16 protein-coding genes and 1 pseudogene are annotated in these 14,364 nt (G+C 68.1%); 8 read left to right on the top strand and 9 right to left on the bottom strand.

Annotated elements, in window-relative coordinates:
• Nucleotides 1-85 precede the first annotated feature (85 nt).
• Together ACLJOO_RS16890 and ACLJOO_RS16885 are read left to right on the top strand one after the other, a co-directional pair.
• Nucleotides 86-832 carry a helical backbone metal receptor gene (locus tag ACLJOO_RS16890; RefSeq protein WP_410788109.1) on the top strand — a complete coding sequence of 249 codons (747 nt, stop codon included), beginning with the start codon at nucleotides 86-88 and terminating at the stop codon, nucleotides 830-832.
• A 63-nt stretch (nucleotides 833-895) separates the two neighbouring features.
• A complete protein-coding gene (locus tag ACLJOO_RS16885; RefSeq protein ID WP_157996160.1) occupies nucleotides 896-1,072 on the top strand; it encodes a hypothetical protein in 177 nt (58 codons plus the stop codon).
• Between the two features lies 1 nt (nucleotide 1,073).
• Here ACLJOO_RS16885 and ACLJOO_RS16880 read toward each other — a convergent pair whose 3' ends face one another.
• A complete protein-coding gene (locus ACLJOO_RS16880; RefSeq protein ID WP_410788108.1) occupies nucleotides 1,074-1,571 on the bottom strand; it encodes an NUDIX hydrolase in 498 nt (165 codons plus the stop codon).
• 89 nt (nucleotides 1,572-1,660) lie between these two features.
• Between ACLJOO_RS16880 and ACLJOO_RS16875 the strand changes: the two genes are divergently transcribed.
• A complete protein-coding gene (locus ACLJOO_RS16875; protein ID WP_410788107.1) occupies nucleotides 1,661-2,560 on the top strand; it encodes an aldo/keto reductase in 900 nt (299 codons plus the stop codon).
• Here the strand turns inward: ACLJOO_RS16875 and ACLJOO_RS16870 are convergent.
• The 6 genes and pseudogenes from ACLJOO_RS16870 to ACLJOO_RS16845 form a co-directional block, all read right to left on the bottom strand.
• Nucleotides 2,540-2,794, bottom strand: a complete 255-nt coding sequence (locus ACLJOO_RS16870) for an alpha/beta hydrolase (protein WP_410788683.1) — start codon at nucleotides 2,792-2,794, stop codon at nucleotides 2,540-2,542. The two genes, ACLJOO_RS16875 and ACLJOO_RS16870, sit on opposite strands and share 21 nt — an antisense overlap.
• A gap of 157 nt (nucleotides 2,795-2,951) precedes the next feature.
• Nucleotides 2,952-3,236 (bottom strand): annotated as a pseudogene (locus tag ACLJOO_RS16865) (alpha/beta fold hydrolase); the annotation flags it as partial.
• A gap of 177 nt (nucleotides 3,237-3,413) precedes the next feature.
• The gene (panB, locus tag ACLJOO_RS16860; protein ID WP_410788106.1) at nucleotides 3,414-6,032 is read right to left on the bottom strand and encodes a 3-methyl-2-oxobutanoate hydroxymethyltransferase; all 2,619 of its coding nucleotides are present in this window, start codon (nucleotides 6,030-6,032) and stop codon (nucleotides 3,414-3,416) included.
• Nucleotides 6,033-6,202: 170 nt separating this feature from the next.
• Nucleotides 6,203-7,975: an NAD+ synthase gene (locus ACLJOO_RS16855; protein ID WP_410788105.1), complete on the bottom strand. Its 1,773-nt coding sequence runs from the start codon at nucleotides 7,973-7,975 to the stop codon at nucleotides 6,203-6,205.
• A 52-nt stretch (nucleotides 7,976-8,027) separates the two neighbouring features.
• Nucleotides 8,028-8,549 (bottom strand): AAA family ATPase, encoded by a 522-nt coding sequence (locus tag ACLJOO_RS16850; protein WP_410788104.1) that lies wholly within the window; start codon nucleotides 8,547-8,549, stop codon nucleotides 8,028-8,030.
• Nucleotides 8,546-9,181 carry a GNAT family N-acetyltransferase gene (locus ACLJOO_RS16845; RefSeq protein WP_410788103.1) on the bottom strand — a complete coding sequence of 212 codons (636 nt, stop codon included), beginning with the start codon at nucleotides 9,179-9,181 and terminating at the stop codon, nucleotides 8,546-8,548. Before ACLJOO_RS16845 ends, ACLJOO_RS16850 begins: the two co-directional genes overlap by 4 nt.
• A gap of 85 nt (nucleotides 9,182-9,266) precedes the next feature.
• Here ACLJOO_RS16845 and ACLJOO_RS16840 point away from each other — a divergent pair, with 85 nt between their 5' ends.
• The gene (locus ACLJOO_RS16840; protein ID WP_410788102.1) at nucleotides 9,267-10,058 is read left to right on the top strand and encodes a DUF418 domain-containing protein; all 792 of its coding nucleotides are present in this window, start codon (nucleotides 9,267-9,269) and stop codon (nucleotides 10,056-10,058) included.
• A complete protein-coding gene (locus tag ACLJOO_RS16835; RefSeq protein ID WP_410788682.1) occupies nucleotides 9,968-10,453 on the top strand; it encodes a DUF418 domain-containing protein in 486 nt (161 codons plus the stop codon). The genes ACLJOO_RS16840 and ACLJOO_RS16835 overlap by 91 nt, the downstream gene beginning before the upstream one ends.
• Here ACLJOO_RS16835 and ACLJOO_RS16830 read toward each other — a convergent pair.
• Entirely contained in the window at nucleotides 10,399-11,031 is a 633-nt protein-coding gene (locus tag ACLJOO_RS16830; protein ID WP_410788101.1) for a peptidoglycan recognition family protein, read from the bottom strand. The genes ACLJOO_RS16835 and ACLJOO_RS16830 overlap by 55 nt on opposite strands.
• A gap of 89 nt (nucleotides 11,032-11,120) precedes the next feature.
• On the opposite strand from ACLJOO_RS16830, the gene ACLJOO_RS16825 reads away from it, so the two are divergent.
• The gene (locus ACLJOO_RS16825) at nucleotides 11,121-11,591 is read left to right on the top strand and encodes a hypothetical protein (protein ID WP_410788100.1); all 471 of its coding nucleotides are present in this window, start codon (nucleotides 11,121-11,123) and stop codon (nucleotides 11,589-11,591) included.
• A complete protein-coding gene (locus ACLJOO_RS16820) occupies nucleotides 11,588-12,556 on the top strand; it encodes a hypothetical protein (RefSeq protein WP_410788099.1) in 969 nt (322 codons plus the stop codon). The genes ACLJOO_RS16825 and ACLJOO_RS16820 overlap by 4 nt, the downstream gene beginning before the upstream one ends.
• On the opposite strand, the gene ACLJOO_RS16815 is transcribed toward ACLJOO_RS16820, so the two are convergent.
• On the bottom strand, nucleotides 12,482-12,889 hold the full coding sequence (locus ACLJOO_RS16815; RefSeq protein WP_410788098.1) for a hypothetical protein: 408 nt from the start codon (nucleotides 12,887-12,889) through the stop codon (nucleotides 12,482-12,484). The genes ACLJOO_RS16820 and ACLJOO_RS16815 overlap by 75 nt on opposite strands.
• Nucleotides 12,890-13,019: 130 nt before the next feature.
• On the opposite strand from ACLJOO_RS16815, the gene glnA reads away from it, so the two are divergent.
• Nucleotides 13,020-14,360 carry a type I glutamate--ammonia ligase gene (gene glnA / locus ACLJOO_RS16810; protein WP_131342556.1) on the top strand — a complete coding sequence of 447 codons (1,341 nt, stop codon included), beginning with the start codon at nucleotides 13,020-13,022 and terminating at the stop codon, nucleotides 14,358-14,360.
• The last annotated feature ends 4 nt before the right edge of the window (nucleotides 14,361-14,364 follow it).

Raw genomic sequence — 14,364 nt, 5'->3', positions numbered from 1 at the left:
CACGCGCACAATCTGGCCATCGAACGCCCTGATCGACGAGTGTTGTCCTCGGCAACGTCCTGCGAACGTGAGGTGCATCGAGCAGATGAAGAGCGCGTACGACGACCTGCGCAACGTCGTCGAGCTACCCGATGAGGTGCATCGTGTGGTGAGCATCGTGCCGTCGTTGACGGAGTCGATCGCGGTCACGCATCCGGCCGAAATCGTTGGTGCGACCGACTGGTGCACGCATCCCGCGGACCTCGACGTCGCCCGTCTTCGCGGTACCAAGAATCCCGACCTCGATCGCATCCGCGAACTCGCACCCGACGTCGTCGTCGCGAACGCCGAGGAGAATCGCGCCGTCGATCTCGACGCGTTGCGAACGAGTGGAATCGCGGTCTGGGTGACGGCGCCAAGGACGGTGCCTGAATCACTCGACTCGCTCGGTCGCATGCTGTCCGCGATCATCGGCGGCGAACCGCAGTGGTTGCACGATGCGCGAGAGGTGTGGAGTACGCCGTACGACGGAATGCGCCGGCGGGCCGTGATACCGATCTGGCGCCGGCCGTGGATGGCACTCGGCCGGGACACGTTCGCGGGAGATCTGTTGTCGAGGATCGGCATCGACAACGTGCTCCGAGAATCCGGTGAACGTTATCCGCGCATCGACCCGGACGTGTTACCCGACTACGACGTCGTCGTACTGCCCGACGAGCCTTATCCGTTTTCACCCGAGGACGGTCCGGAGGCGTTCACGAAACCCGCACGCTGTGTCTCGGGCCGGCACCTGACCTGGTACGGACCGTCACTTGTCGAAGCCCACGAACTGCTGAGCGGACAGCTTTCGTGACCTCCGCCACGATCGTCGCCTGACATCTAGACGTGTTAGGTATGCCTCACCTACGCTCGCCGGGTGCCGTCGATGACCGCGAAGAAGAAGTGCTGCAAGGACAAGCCGAGGTGCAAGAAGTGCCCGGTTGTTCTGCTGCGCCTGTCCAAGGCAGGCTGCGCCGAGCGGCTCGATCGCGTGCACTACGAGGTGGACAAGAAGGTCCCGAAGAAGGTCCTCAAGGAAGCCCGCAAGCGCTGACTCAAGAGGCCCGGCGCAGTGTGATCACGTCCGCTGCCCGCCGGAGCATGCCGGGGATCGTGGCGTGCGCGGCCTGACCGGTCGCCTCGAGGTCGTCGCCGTACCACCAGCCGTGTGCGCTGATGGTCTGCAGCTCCAGCTCCTCCTGGTTCGCGAACGTCACGTCGACGCGGTCCACCGCGACCGCGAAGAACGTCTGGTGCTGAATGATCCGGCACCCGCCCCACTCGAACTCGATCGTGTTCGTCGCGACCGGTGTTCCGAGCGCGTCGATCGGCAGCACGATGCCGACCTCCTCGCGCAGTTCGCGGCCGGCCGCTTCCGCGACCGTCTCACCGGATTCGACGCCGCCGCCGATCGTGAACCAGTACGGCGTCTGCGGCTTCAGCGGATCCCAGCCGTGCAGCAGTAGCACCTTGCCGTCCGGACGCACCGGCAGCACGCGCGCCGTCGTACGGTGCCGGACCGTTCCTGGTGGTGGCATCTGGGATTCGCTCACACCACAAAACGCTAAGGGACACGGGCCGCAGTACGTCGGGTGTTGCGGCGCGTCTCACATGGTTGCTGTGGACATCTACGATCGAAGGCATGGCAAGCATCGGTCTCGGACTGGCAGCGCTCGGGCGTCCCGGGTACATCAATCTCGGGCACGACGAGGACCTGCCGCCGCGACGTGCGGTCGAGGACCTGCGGGTGCGGACCCACGAGTTGCTGGAGCAGGCGTGGCAAGCAGGTGTTCGGTACTTCGACGCCGCGCGTTCGTACGGTCTTGCCGAGCAGTTCCTCGGAGAGTGGATCACACCGGAACGCCGTACGGCGATGACCGTCGGGTCGAAATGGGGTTACACGTACGTCGCCGACTGGCGGCATGACGTGGAGACGCACGAGGTGAAGGACCACAGCCTCGCGACGTTCGAACGCCAATGGCCGGAGACCCTTCAAGCGCTTGGTGGACCGCCCGACTTCCACCTCGTGCACAGCCTGACGACCGACAGTCCCGCGCTCGAGGACAAGCGCTTGCTGGATCGGCTGCGCGAACTCGCGGACTCCGGTGTCCGCGTCGGGCTCTCCACGAGCGGTCCACGACAGGCCGAGACGCTGCGCAAGGCGTTGTCCTCCGGTACGCCGTTCTCCGCCGTACAAGCCACCTGGAACGTCCTGGAGACGTCAGCCGGCGCCGCACTCGCCGAGGCGCACGACGCCGGCTGGTTCGTCGTCGTCAAGGAGGCCGTCGCCAACGGCCGCCTCACGTCCCGCGCCGGCGAGACACCGTTCAACGAGTTCGCTCGCCAGCGCGGCGTCGCACCTGACGCGTTGGCCGTCGGAGCGGCCGTCGCCCAACCGTGGGCCGACGTGGTCCTCAGCGGAGCAACCACGACGGCCCAACTAGCCAGCAACCTCGCCTACCGCACCGACGGGCCGCTCACCGAGTTCGTCCAGCAACCCGAGGAGTACTGGACCGAACGCTCATCGCTCCCATGGATTTGACGGCCTGAGCGCCGCGTTCGGGAACGTCTTGCGGGTCTGCAGTGCGCCCGAGTACGGCGTTGCGGCGTCGAGGGTCTCGTTGATCATCAAGAGACTCTGGACCCGGCTCCCGTCGACCTTCACCGGGTGACCGGCCGTCGCCGGCCAGAACGCGCACGGTGCGTTGAACCAGGCGTTGTTCCAGGTCAGGAACGGCGCCGTCGTGGACCCAGGCCGCGAACGCGTTCGCCACAAACACCCAGCCGTACACGTAGTACGCCGCCTGCGTGAAGATGTCGTTCCATTCGGACGGGCCGATCTTGCCGTCGGCCGGATGGCCGATGAGCTTCTTCAGTTCGGCGTAATACCGGAGTTCGACCTGGGCCTCGGTGGTGCCGAGATGCCAGGTGGAGTTGTGCGCGGCGACGTACGCGAAGAACACCTTCACGCTCTTGTTGAACGCGAAGTCCTGGTCGAGGTTCGCGTCGTACCAGACGCGCGTCGCGTTCACGACGCCGTCGAAGATGACGCGGCGGAAGCGGTTCGGGCACAGCGTTCCGTACACCTGGCCGAGGTACGTGCCGTAGGAGAACCCGTAGTAGTTGATCTGCGGGGCGCCGAGCGCCATCCGGATGCTCTCCATGTCGCGGACCGAGTCGAGCGTGGTCAGACCCGAGCCGCCCGGGTTCACCAGCATCGGACCTTGGGCCTGCGAGTCGGGCGTCTTGTGCTTGATGCGCGACACTGCCAGCTGGATCTTCGTCCCGTTCGGACGGTTCCCCTTTGCCGAAAACATCGTGAACCGATGTAATCGGCCGGACAAGGGTTCGCCGACCGTTTCCGGACAGCTACCGGGGAGGTGCGGAGAGTTGCGTCAGAAGGTGTGTTCGTCTCCTGGGAATGCGCCCGAGGCGACCTCGGAGGCGTAGGTGGTGGCGGCGTTGGTGAGGATGCCGCGCAGGTCGGCGTACTGCTTGACGAAGCGGGGCATGGTGCCGGAGCGGAGGCCGGCCATGTCCTGCCACACCAGCACCTGGGCGTCGGTGTCGCGGCCGGCGCCGATGCCGATCGTCGGGATCGGGATGCGCTTGGTGATCTCCGCGGCGACGTCGCCCGGGACCATTTCCAGCACCACCGAGAACGCACCGGCTTCGGCGAGCGCCACGGCGTCGTCGATCAGACCGGCTGCCTGATCGCCTCGGCCCTGGACGCGGTACCCGCCGATGCTGTGCTCGCTCTGCGGGGTGAAGCCGATGTGCGCCATCACCGGGATGCCGGACTGCGTGAGCTTCTCGACCATCGGTACGACGGTGCGCCCGCCTTCGAGCTTTACCGCGTGGACGCCGGCTTCCTTCATGAAGCGCACTGCCGTGTGGAACGCCTGTTCCGGCGACGCCTGGTACGAACCGAACGGCAGGTCCGCGACGACCAGCGAGTGCTCGACGGCACCGGCCACCGCGCGTGCCAACGGGATGAGCTCGTCGACCGTCACGCGCAGGGTGGTGTCGTAGCCGTAGACGTTGTTCGCGGCGGAGTCACCGACGAGCAGCACCGGGATACCGGCCTGGTCGAAGATCTCGGCGGTGTACTGGTCGTACGCCGTCAGCATCGCCCACTTCTCACCGCGGCTCTTGAAGTCCCGCAGATGATGAATCCGATACCGGCGCGGCCGCTTCACTCCATCACTAGGCGCTGCAGCTTTCCCAGCACCTCCGCCGTACGGCGAAACCTCGGCATCCGCACCGGGCGCAACACTCGCAACCACAGGCGAACCGCCCGCCGACCTACCACCTGCAGCTGCACCACCTGCGGCCACACCTGCTCCGTTGCCCGGGAACGCGCTGCCGGCGGTTGCAGCTGCCGGGCCTACGTTGCCGGCGGAGGCGGCGGTGCTCGGTGCGTTGCTCGCGGACGGGCCTGCGGCGTCGCTCGAGCTCGGACCGGCCGGGTTGTTGGCGGCTGTCTCTGGTGTGTTGGTCGCCGACGGGCCCCCGAACGGATTGCTCGGTGTGGATTGGGCGCGGCGGCCGGCTCGGTGTGAGGTGACTTGCTCTGTGGAGATCTGGCTGGGGGCGTCCTGCTGGACGCCCGCGCGCCGACGGGCGCCGAGCGGGCGAGCTGCGCCAGGTACATGCGGCTGCTCGCCGGCCCGCGTACCAACGGGCTCGTCGCTGATCGGTGCGTTGCTCTCGTACTCGGCGCTCGGGTCCGACGGATACCCGTTGTCCCGCGCACCTGATGCCGCGTCCTGCGACGGCGCACCCGGCCGAAGCCGAATCTCCTGAGGCTGAGTCTCCTCACCCCCACCCTGCCGCCGCCCAGCCTCCGCGCGCTGGGCCTGTTCGCGCTGGGTCTGTTCGCGTCGCCGAGCTGCTTCGCGTTGCTCAGCATCCTGACGCCGCAGAGCTTCCAGGCGGCGTTCAGCGTCCTCGCGTCGCCGGGTGTCTTCGTCTCTGCGGGGATCCTCCTGCCGACGGGGTTGCTCGTGCCGGACCGCTTCTTCTTGGCGGCGGGCGTTGTCGGGCTCAGGGGAGCGGGGCGGCTCGGCTGGGCGGGGTGGCTCGGGTGCGCGAGTTGGCTCGGGGATGCGGTCGTGGCTCCAGATCGGTTCGGGGCCAGGACCAGGCTCGTAGCGGCGAGGTGGTTCCTGGCCGCGGCCGGGCTCCTGGGCTCGTGGTGCATCCGGTGGTTGAAGACGCTGCGGAGGCCGCGGCGGCTGCTGCGGACCCAACCCATTGCTCAAACCGTTGCTCGACCCATTGCTACTACTGAGCCCGTTACTCGAGCCGTGACCACTCACACCGTTGCTCGAGCCATGGCTCAACCCATTGCTGGTGCCGTTGTTCGCGGCGGGCGACGGCGGCTGCGCGGCGAACAGGTTCGGCTGTGGCGCCGGGCTGCCCCAGTTCGTACTGCCGTTGGACGACTGCGGCGGACGCTGCGGCGCACCACTCCCCGGAGCCTGAGGCGCCGGAGGCTGCGCCGGCCGCGGCTGTGCTGCACCCGACGCACCTGACGTTCCGTTGGACCCAGGCCCGAACGGACTAGGCCGCCCCTGCGGCGGCGCTTGCGGAGGCTGCTGCGCCGGCGGCTGCGGCCGGAACGGGTTCTGCTCCTGGTACTCCCGCCCGTACGACTCCTCCCGCGACTCCCCGTAGTACTCCCGCCGCTCCGGCTGTTCCTGCCGCTCCGCCCGCTCTACTCGCGGTGGCTGCTGTGAAGGAGGTGGAGCACTAGGCAGGTACGGCGGTTTCGGGACGTACGGCTGCTGCGGGACCGGCCCGCGCTCGTACGTCCGCGGCGCGTTCGGAAGCGACGGCGACGGGTCGAGACCCCATCCAGAACTGGCAGAGTCGCGGTCCCGCCAACTGTCGTTCTCATAGTCCGAGCGGCGGTGTTCCTCGGTTGCCCGGTTCGCCGGTCCGGTCCCGTACGGCGAGGGCAACTCCTCGTCGTCACCCTGGGTACCGGCCGACAGGAAGTTGTCAACCATGCCCTCATCGTCCCACCGATGCGGAGGGTGAGCGCCACCGCCTGTAGGTGAGCGATCGCTCACATCCTCTTTGGGCAGGCCGGAGCGGTCGTGGGTCTCCTCGGTGGAGTCCCACGACTGGTCCTGGGCCCAGGGGTCGGGCTGGGACGGTCGGTACCGCCAGGAGTCGCTCAGTGCTCGGCCGCCTTTCGTGCATCCTCACGCCACGCATTGGTGATCGGCAACCGGCGGTCCCGGCCGAACGCCTTGTGGGTGATCTTCGGGCCCGGCGGGTACTGCCGGCGCTTGTACTCCGCCCGGTCGACGAGCTGGATCACCTGCGTGACCAGCCCGGTCTCGAACCCGGCGGCGACGAGTTCCGCACTGCCGCGGTCCTGCTCGACGTAGTCGTCCAGCATGTCGTCGAGCAGGTCGTACGGCGGCAGCGAGTCGGTGTCCTGCTGCCCGGGGCGAAGCTCGGCCGACGGCGGTTTGGCGATCGAGTTCGCCGGGATGGGCGGCTGCTGGCCGCGAGCCTTGGCGTCCGCGTTCCGCCATTTCGCGAGCCGCCAGACGAGTGTCTTCGGCACGTCCTTCAGCGGCGCGTACCCGCCGACCGCGTCGCCGTAGATCGTCGAGTAGCCGACGGACAGCTCCGACTTGTTGCCGCAGGCAAGTACCAGGTGGCCGTCGGCGTTCGACAGGCCCATCCAGATCACCGCGCGGACCCGCGCCTGCAGGTTCTCCTCGGCGAGCCCGGTCAGGCCGAGCGTGTCCAGGAACGGCTGCACCATCGGCTGGATCGGTACGACGCGGTAGTTCAGGCCGGTCCGAGCGGCGAGGTCGGCGGCGTCGTCCTTGGAGTGGTCGCTGGAGTACACGCTCGGGTTCGAGATCCCGAACACGTGCTCGGCGCCGATCGCGTCGCAGGCGATCGCGGCGACCAGCGAGGAGTCGATGCCGCCGGACAGTCCGAGCAGCACCGACTTGAAGCCGTTCTTCTGCACGTAGTCGCGCAGTCCGGTGACGATCGCGCCGTACATCTCGGCCTCGTCGGACAACCGCGGCGCGATGTTCGACGCGATCGCTTCGTACGGCGGGAGCTCGTCGTCCTGGAGGACGGTGTGCACGATCTCGATGCCTTCGTGGGTGCCGGACGGCGTACCGGAGGCGGCCGGGAGGTCGAGGTCGACGACCATGCTGCCCTGCTCGAACTGCGGTGCGCGGGCGAAGATCTTGCCGTCGGCATCCGCGATCAGCGAGTCGCCGTCGAAGACCAGTTCGTCCTGGCCGCCGACCAGGTTCACGTACGCGAGTGCGCAGCCGGCCTCGCGAGCGCGGCGCCGTACGAGATCACCGCGGACGTCGTCCTTGTTGGCCTCGTACGGCGAACTGTTGACGACGAGCAGCAGGCCGGCACCGGCCTCGCGGGTGACCGCGACGGGGCCGCCGTCCTGCCAGAGGTCCTCGCAGATCACCAGGGCGACGTCGACGCCGTGGATGCGGACGACCTGCAGCGTGTTGCCGGGAACGAAGTGCCGGAACTCGTCGAAGACGCCGTAGTTCGGCAGGTGGTGCTTCACGGCGCTCGTGACGACGCGACCCTGGTGGATGACCGCGGCGGCGTTGGTGGGGGAGCCCTTCGGACGGCCGAGGCGGTCGATGCCCATCGCCGTACCGCCGGCTCGGTCGAGGTACCCGCAGATCACCACGATGTCGCCGAGTCCTTCGTCGGCGAGCCGCTTCGCGAGCGAGTGGATCCGGTGCTGCGAGGCGTCCACGAACGACGCGCGCAGCGCCAGATCCTCCACCGGGTAACCGGTCAGCCCGAGCTCCGGGAACGCGACCACGTGCGCACCTCGCTCGACCGCGTTACGGGTCCACGCGACGATCTTGTCGGTGTTCCCGTCGATGTCACCCACGGTCACATTGAGCTGAGCGAGCGCTACCCGAAGCTGAGGCACGAGAGCACATTACTGGGTCATCAGGCCCGACCCCACGCCCATCGCCAACCTCTTACGAATGCCGAAGGAATGTCCGCACCCGATCGAGGTTCCCGTCGACCGTCTCGATCGCGTCCACGGTCAGCCGCTCACCCTCCAACTGCGGGTACTCACTCCGCATCCGCAGCACGTGATCCCACCCCACCTCATGCCATCCCGGGATGCCCCGCCGCCGCCCTTCCAGTCGCCGGCGATGCTCGGCTTCATCGCTGCAGACACACTCCACAATCCGCAACCGCCCGTCGTACCGCGCCGCCAGCTCGCCCCACCGCTGCGCGATCTCCTCGTTGACCAGACAGTCCACGATCGCCGACTGCCCGAGCATCAGCTGCCGTTCGGCGAGGGTCCCCAGGAGGTCGTAGTACATCGCCAGGAACGTCGGACGGTCGAGACCGCCGAGGACGCCGTGCGGTCTGAGGGCTCCGAGCAACCAGTCGCCTGCGAAAGCCGGGACTCCGGTTTCTGCGGCCAGTTGTTCGGCCAGCGTCGACTTTCCGGTTCCGGGCAGTCCGGTGAACGCGATGATCTGCTTCATGGTGTCGAGGTCCGAGCGACCAGGAGGGGAGTGAGGGTGGTCCAGCCGAGGGACTGGTAGAGGTGGCGGCCTTCGGGGGAGGCGGCCAGGTAGGCGGTGGTGGCGGAGCGGCAGCGGGCTGCGTGCGCGAGGGCGGTCATGACGGCCCGCGCGAGACCGCGGCAGCGGTGGGCGGGGTCGGTCTGGATCATGTCGGCGACGGCGCCGGTGTGCAGGACCGCCATCCGTCCGGTGGCGGCGATCTCGCCGTATCCGCAGACCTGTGCCTCGATCACCGACGGCGTGGCGGAGAGCTCGAGGGAGTACGGCGGGGGAACGGGATACGACACCTGGTCGGCCAGCCGGACCGTCATCAGCCACTCGGTGCGGACGATCTCGAGCGGCCTGAGGTCGGCGGCGACGCGACCCGCGGCGCCGGCGGCGATCGTGAGCCACGACGTACCGGGCGGATTGCAGTCGGTCAGCGCGAGATGCGCGGCGGCGATGGCGTGCTGCTCGGTCGCGACGTACTCGACCCGCCGCTCCGGCTCGCCGATCCGGACGACCGTGACGTCATCGATGCGTTGGAAGTCGGTCCATCCGCGGGAGGCGGACCACCCACGCTGCCAACGAGTCAGGGCTTCGTCGTGCATGCAACTATCGAACAGCGACGAAGGTTCACTCGGCAGGGACTTTCGTCGGATGTTCCGCCGACGCCGCGCGGATTGACTGGGAATCATGAGTACCCAAGGCGGACCGACCGGACTGAGCGAACGCGCGTTGGGCCCGGACCTCGCCCGCGGTTTCATGCTGCTGTTCATCGCGCTCGCGAACTCGCACTACTTCATCGCCGGCCGTGGCTACTTCGGCGGATTCCCGACCGACGGATCGCCCGTCGACCGCGGGCTCGGGCTGTTGATCTCGACGCTCGTCGACGGTCGCGCGTTCCCGATGTTCGGCGTCCTCTTCGGGTACGGCGTCGCGCAGATCGTCCGCCGGCAACGCGAGTCGGGCAAGGAGTGGTGGCCGATCCGGAAACTGCTGTGGCGCCGCAGCCTCGTCCTGATCGTGCTCGGTTTCCTGCACGCGATGCTGCTCTACATCGGCGACATCCTCGCGGCGTACGGCGTACTCCTGTTCCTCGGCGTCTGGGCCCTGCGTTGGAAGGACCGTTGGCTGTTCGTCGTCGCTGCCCTCGTCCTCGTCCTCACCGCACTGCCCAGCGACGACAGCCTCGCCGGATCCGCCGAAGGGCCCGATCCTTCGATGCTCCCGACAACGTTCCTCGGTCAGTTCCCCGACCGGTTGGTGGTGCAGCCGTTCATCGCCGGCGTCGGCTGGATCGGCTTCGTCACGCCGTTCCTGATCGGCCTGTGGGCGGGCCGCCGCCGAATCCTCGAACGCCCGGCCGAGCACCTCACCCTGCTGCGGACACGGCCCTGCTCGGTCTCACGATCGCGATCCTCGGCGCGCTCCCGGTCTCGCTCGTCGTCGGCGGCGTCATCGCCCGGCCGAGCGACCACGCGGTGACGCTCCTCGGACCGTTGCACGACGCAACCGGTGTCTTCGGCGGATTCGGGTACGCCGCTCTGATCGCCCTGATCGCACACCGGCTGAGCGATCGCCATGGACCTCTGACCACGGCGATCGCCGCCGTCGGACAACGATCGTTGACGTGCTACCTGGCCCAGTCCGTCGTCTGGGCTCTCGTGTTCACGCCGTACCTGCTCGACCTGTCGGACACGCTCACCACGACCACGACAGCTCTGCTCGCCGTCGCGACCTGGCTGGCGACCGTACTGCTCGCCGACCGGATGCGACGCGCCAACTACCGCGGACCGTTCGAGCTCCTGATCCGGAGGATCACCTATCAGCCGAAGAGCACCGCCGCGACGCGATCCCGCAACTCCGGGAGCCGTGCGTAGAACACGTCACCCGGGCACTGCGTCGTGTTGTAGTCCCGGTGCCCGACGATCGCCGCATGCGGGTCCAGGCCGTACTTCGTGCACAACCACGCGCACGTCAGCACGGACATGTCGAACAGCGCGACCGGCACGTCCTGGCTCACGTAGATGCCTTCATGCTCGATGCCGATCGTGTGGCTGTTGTGGTTCGCGGTCTGCGCGCCGAGCACGTTCTGCCCGTTGTTGATCGACGACAGCGACTTGCTCCGGCCCTCCATCAGGAACCCGCCGCGGCTGATCGTGAGCTGGTTGCCGATGTCGATCCAGCCGTTGGTGTCCATGTGCAGGTCCTGGATCCAGTGCTGGACCTTGTATGCCGCCGCGAGCGAGTAGTCGGTGACGTTCGGGCTCGCGGTGTGGTGGATGACGATGTGGTCGGGCTTGCCGATCACCTGCGTCGCGGACTTCGGCGGGCGCGCCGACCATTCGGTGCGCGTGTAGCAGCGCGGCGCGGGGGCGGCATGCGCTGCGGTCGGGACGGTGATGCCGCCGAGCAGTACGCCGCCGGCGGTAGCGCCGAGGACGGTACGCCGGGACACCCGGGCATGTTGGAATCTTTCTGGGGCGGTCATGTTATAGAAAATCCCCTACCGCCAAGGCCTCCAAACCGGAATGATCTAATGACGTGGTGACACAGGGTCAGGCACCGGACGTGGTGCGGGTGGGGCGGGTCGGCAAGGGACTGCGGGTGCTCGTGGCCGTCGCCGGCATCGGCCTGCTGATCAACGGCTCGGTGCGCGCCAGCGACGACGCGTGGCCGTTCGGTCCGATGTCGCAGTACGCCGGATCGGTCCCGGACGACGCCAAGATCACGTTCACCCGGATCAGCGCGCAGACCGACGCCGGCACCACCGTGGACGTGCCGCTGAACATCGAGGGCGCCGGTGTCGCCCGGGCCGAGATCGAGGCCAGGTCCGGCGAGATCGTGAACGACCCGTCGTTGCTGCAGCAGGTGGCGGACGGCTGGGCGCGCAAGCACCCGGACAAGCCGCAGTACGTGAAGCTCGAGCTGATCCGGGACACCACTCAGTTGGTCAAAGGCCGGGTCGAGGGCCCACCGACGCCCGAGGTCCTCGCTACCTGGGAGGTGCGCAAGTGAGCACCACCCATCGGACCGCCGCCGGCCGGGTCGCCGACTGGTTCACCCCGACGATCGCCCTCGCCCGGATCGCGTGGCTGCGGACGATCCTCTACCTGTTCGTCATCCTCGACATGCATGCGTTCGTCCGCGACACCCGCGACAAGGGCGAGCACCCCGGCCTCTACCAGCCGCTGCTGCTGGCCAGGCTCCTCGACCTGCCCACGCCGTCCGTCGCGAACACGACCGCCTTGTACGTCGTCCTGATCGCGGCCTGCCTGATCGCCGCGACCAACCGGCTGCCGAGACTCGCGGGCTGGGTGGTCGCCCCGGCGTTCACCTGGTGGGTGCTGATCGGCATGAGCGACGGCAAGGTCGATCACGACCATCTCGCCCTCGTCGTCGCACTGTGGGTTCTGCCGACGGTGGCGCCCCGGACCGGCGGCTGGAATCTGCGGTGGCGTCGCGAAGTCTCGCCGTACGCGGACCAGACGAAGTCCGAGGCGGCCGGCTGGGCGATCCGGTGCATCCAGATCTCGGTGATCGCGACCTACTTCCTGTCCGCGATCGCCAAGCTCCGCGGTGCCGGCTGGACGCTGGCGTGGCCGGGCAGCGCGATCCTGACGTGGGCGATCGTGCGGCGGCCGCACCCGGTCGGGGAGTGGCTGCTGCACTATCCGTGGGTGCTGCACGTGATGCAGTGGGTCGGCATCATCGGGGAGTTCTGCTCGCCGGTGATCCTGTGGCTCAAGGGGCGCTGGCAGCTGTTCGGGGCGCTGTTCTTCCTCGGGTTCCACGCGGCGAACACGGCGATCCTGCTGATCCACTTCCTGCCGACGGTCGTCTGCTGGTTGGCGTTCGCGCCGCTCGAGCGCGTCGTACCGTGGTTCCGGCAGCGCCGCGCAGCCCGCTCAGACGGCGATGCCCGAGAGGCCGAAGACCAGGCCGAACACGGCAGGCAGGCCGAGCAGCAGGCCGGCGCGTAGCTTGAACCGGCGGCCGCCGGGGCCCGGGGTCCGGACGACCCGGGACAGCACGGCGCCGGCGTACCCGAAGACCAGGGCGGCGAGCAGGATCTGGCGGGTCGGCAGGTTGTCGGCGTTGTGATGCGTCAGCCCGAGCGTGACCAGACCCGGGCAGCAGAACGCGCACATCCCGAACCCGAGCTCCGGGATCGGCAGCCAGCGGCGCCCGAGCACGTCCCGCTCGGCGGGTCGCTGACGGCGCAGCGACTGCGCGAAGCGGGCGGTGCTGACGATCAGGTCGCTGAGGCAGAGGACCGCGGCCACGATCAGGGCGGCGTGGAAGATCGTCTGCACAAAGGGACACGCTAGGCCCTGAATGCGGTCAAGTCCTCCCTGGCACGTAACGTCTGCTTAACAAGGGCGGGGCACACTGTGAGAGACCTTGTGAATGTGCCTGAGAGATATGCCGGTGAGAGGTGGACTGATGGACAAGCAGCAGGAGTTCGTACTGCGCGCGCTGGAGGAGCGCGACGTACGTTTCGTGCGGCTCTGGTTCACCGACGTGCTCGGGTTCCTGAAGTCGGTGGCGGTCGCGCCGGCGGAGCTGGAGAGCGCGTTCGCGGAAGGGCTCGGCTTCGACGGGTCGGCGATCGAGGGCTTCGCCCGGGTGACCGAGGCCGACATGCTGGCCAAGCCGGACCCGTCGACGTTCCAGATCCTGCCCTGGCGGGGCGAGACGATGGGCACCGCGCGGATGTTCTGCGACATCAACATGCCCGACGGCTCGGCGTCGTTCGCCGACCCGCGGCACGTGCTGAAGCGCACCCTGTCGAAGGCGGCCGATCTCGGGTTCACGTTCTACACGCACCCGGAGATCGAGTTCTACCTGTTCAAGTCGCTCACCGGCGCCCCCGGTACGACGCCGGAGCCGGTGGACTCGTCCGGGTACTTCGACCACACGCCGCAGGGCATCGGCAACGACTTCCGCCGCGAGGCGATCACGATGCTCGAGTCGATGGGCATCTCGGTCGAGTTCAGCCACCACGAGGGCGGTCCGGGGCAGCAGGAGATCGACCTGCGGTACGCCGACGCGCTGTCGACCGCCGACAACATCATGACGTTCCGCGTCGTGGTGAAGGAGGTGGCGCTCTCGCAGGGGATCTACGCGTCGTTCATGCCGAAGCCGTTGTCGGACCAGCCCGGATCCGGGATGCACACCCACATGTCGCTGTTCGAGGGCGACCGTAACGCGTTCTTCGAGGGCGGCGCGCAGTACCAGCTGTCGAAGACGGGGCGGGCGTTCATCGCCGGCCTGCTGCAGCACGCCGCCGAGATCACCGCGGTGACGAACCAGTGGGTCAACTCGTACAAGCGGCTCGCCGTCGGGGACGAGGCGCCGTCGTTCGTCTCCTGGGGTCACAACAACCGGTCCGCGCTCGTGCGGGTGCCGATGTACAAGCCGCACAAGGGGCAGTCGAGTCGGGTCGAGTTCCGGTCGCTCGACTCGGCCGCGAACCCGTACCTCGCCTTCGCGCTGATGCTCGCGGCCGGCCTCAAGGGCATCGAGGAGGGCTACGAGCTCCCCGTCGAGGTCGAGGAAGACATCTGGTCCCTGACCCCACGCGAACGCAAGGCGCTCGGCATCAAACCCCTCCCCGGCAGCCTCGCCGAAGCCATCAGCGCGATGGAGGACAGCGAACTCGTCGCCGAGACCCTCGGCGAACACGTCTTCGACTTCTTCCTCCGCAACAAACGCGCCGAATGGCAGGACTACCGCCGCCAGGTAACCCCCTTCGAACTCAACAAACTCCTCCCGGTCCTGTAGGACC

The organism is Kribbella sp. C-35, from assembly GCF_046549195.1.
In the GTDB taxonomy this organism is placed as follows: Bacteria; Actinomycetota; Actinomycetes; order Propionibacteriales; family Kribbellaceae; genus Kribbella.
This window is presented reverse-complemented; position numbering and strand designations above follow the sequence as displayed.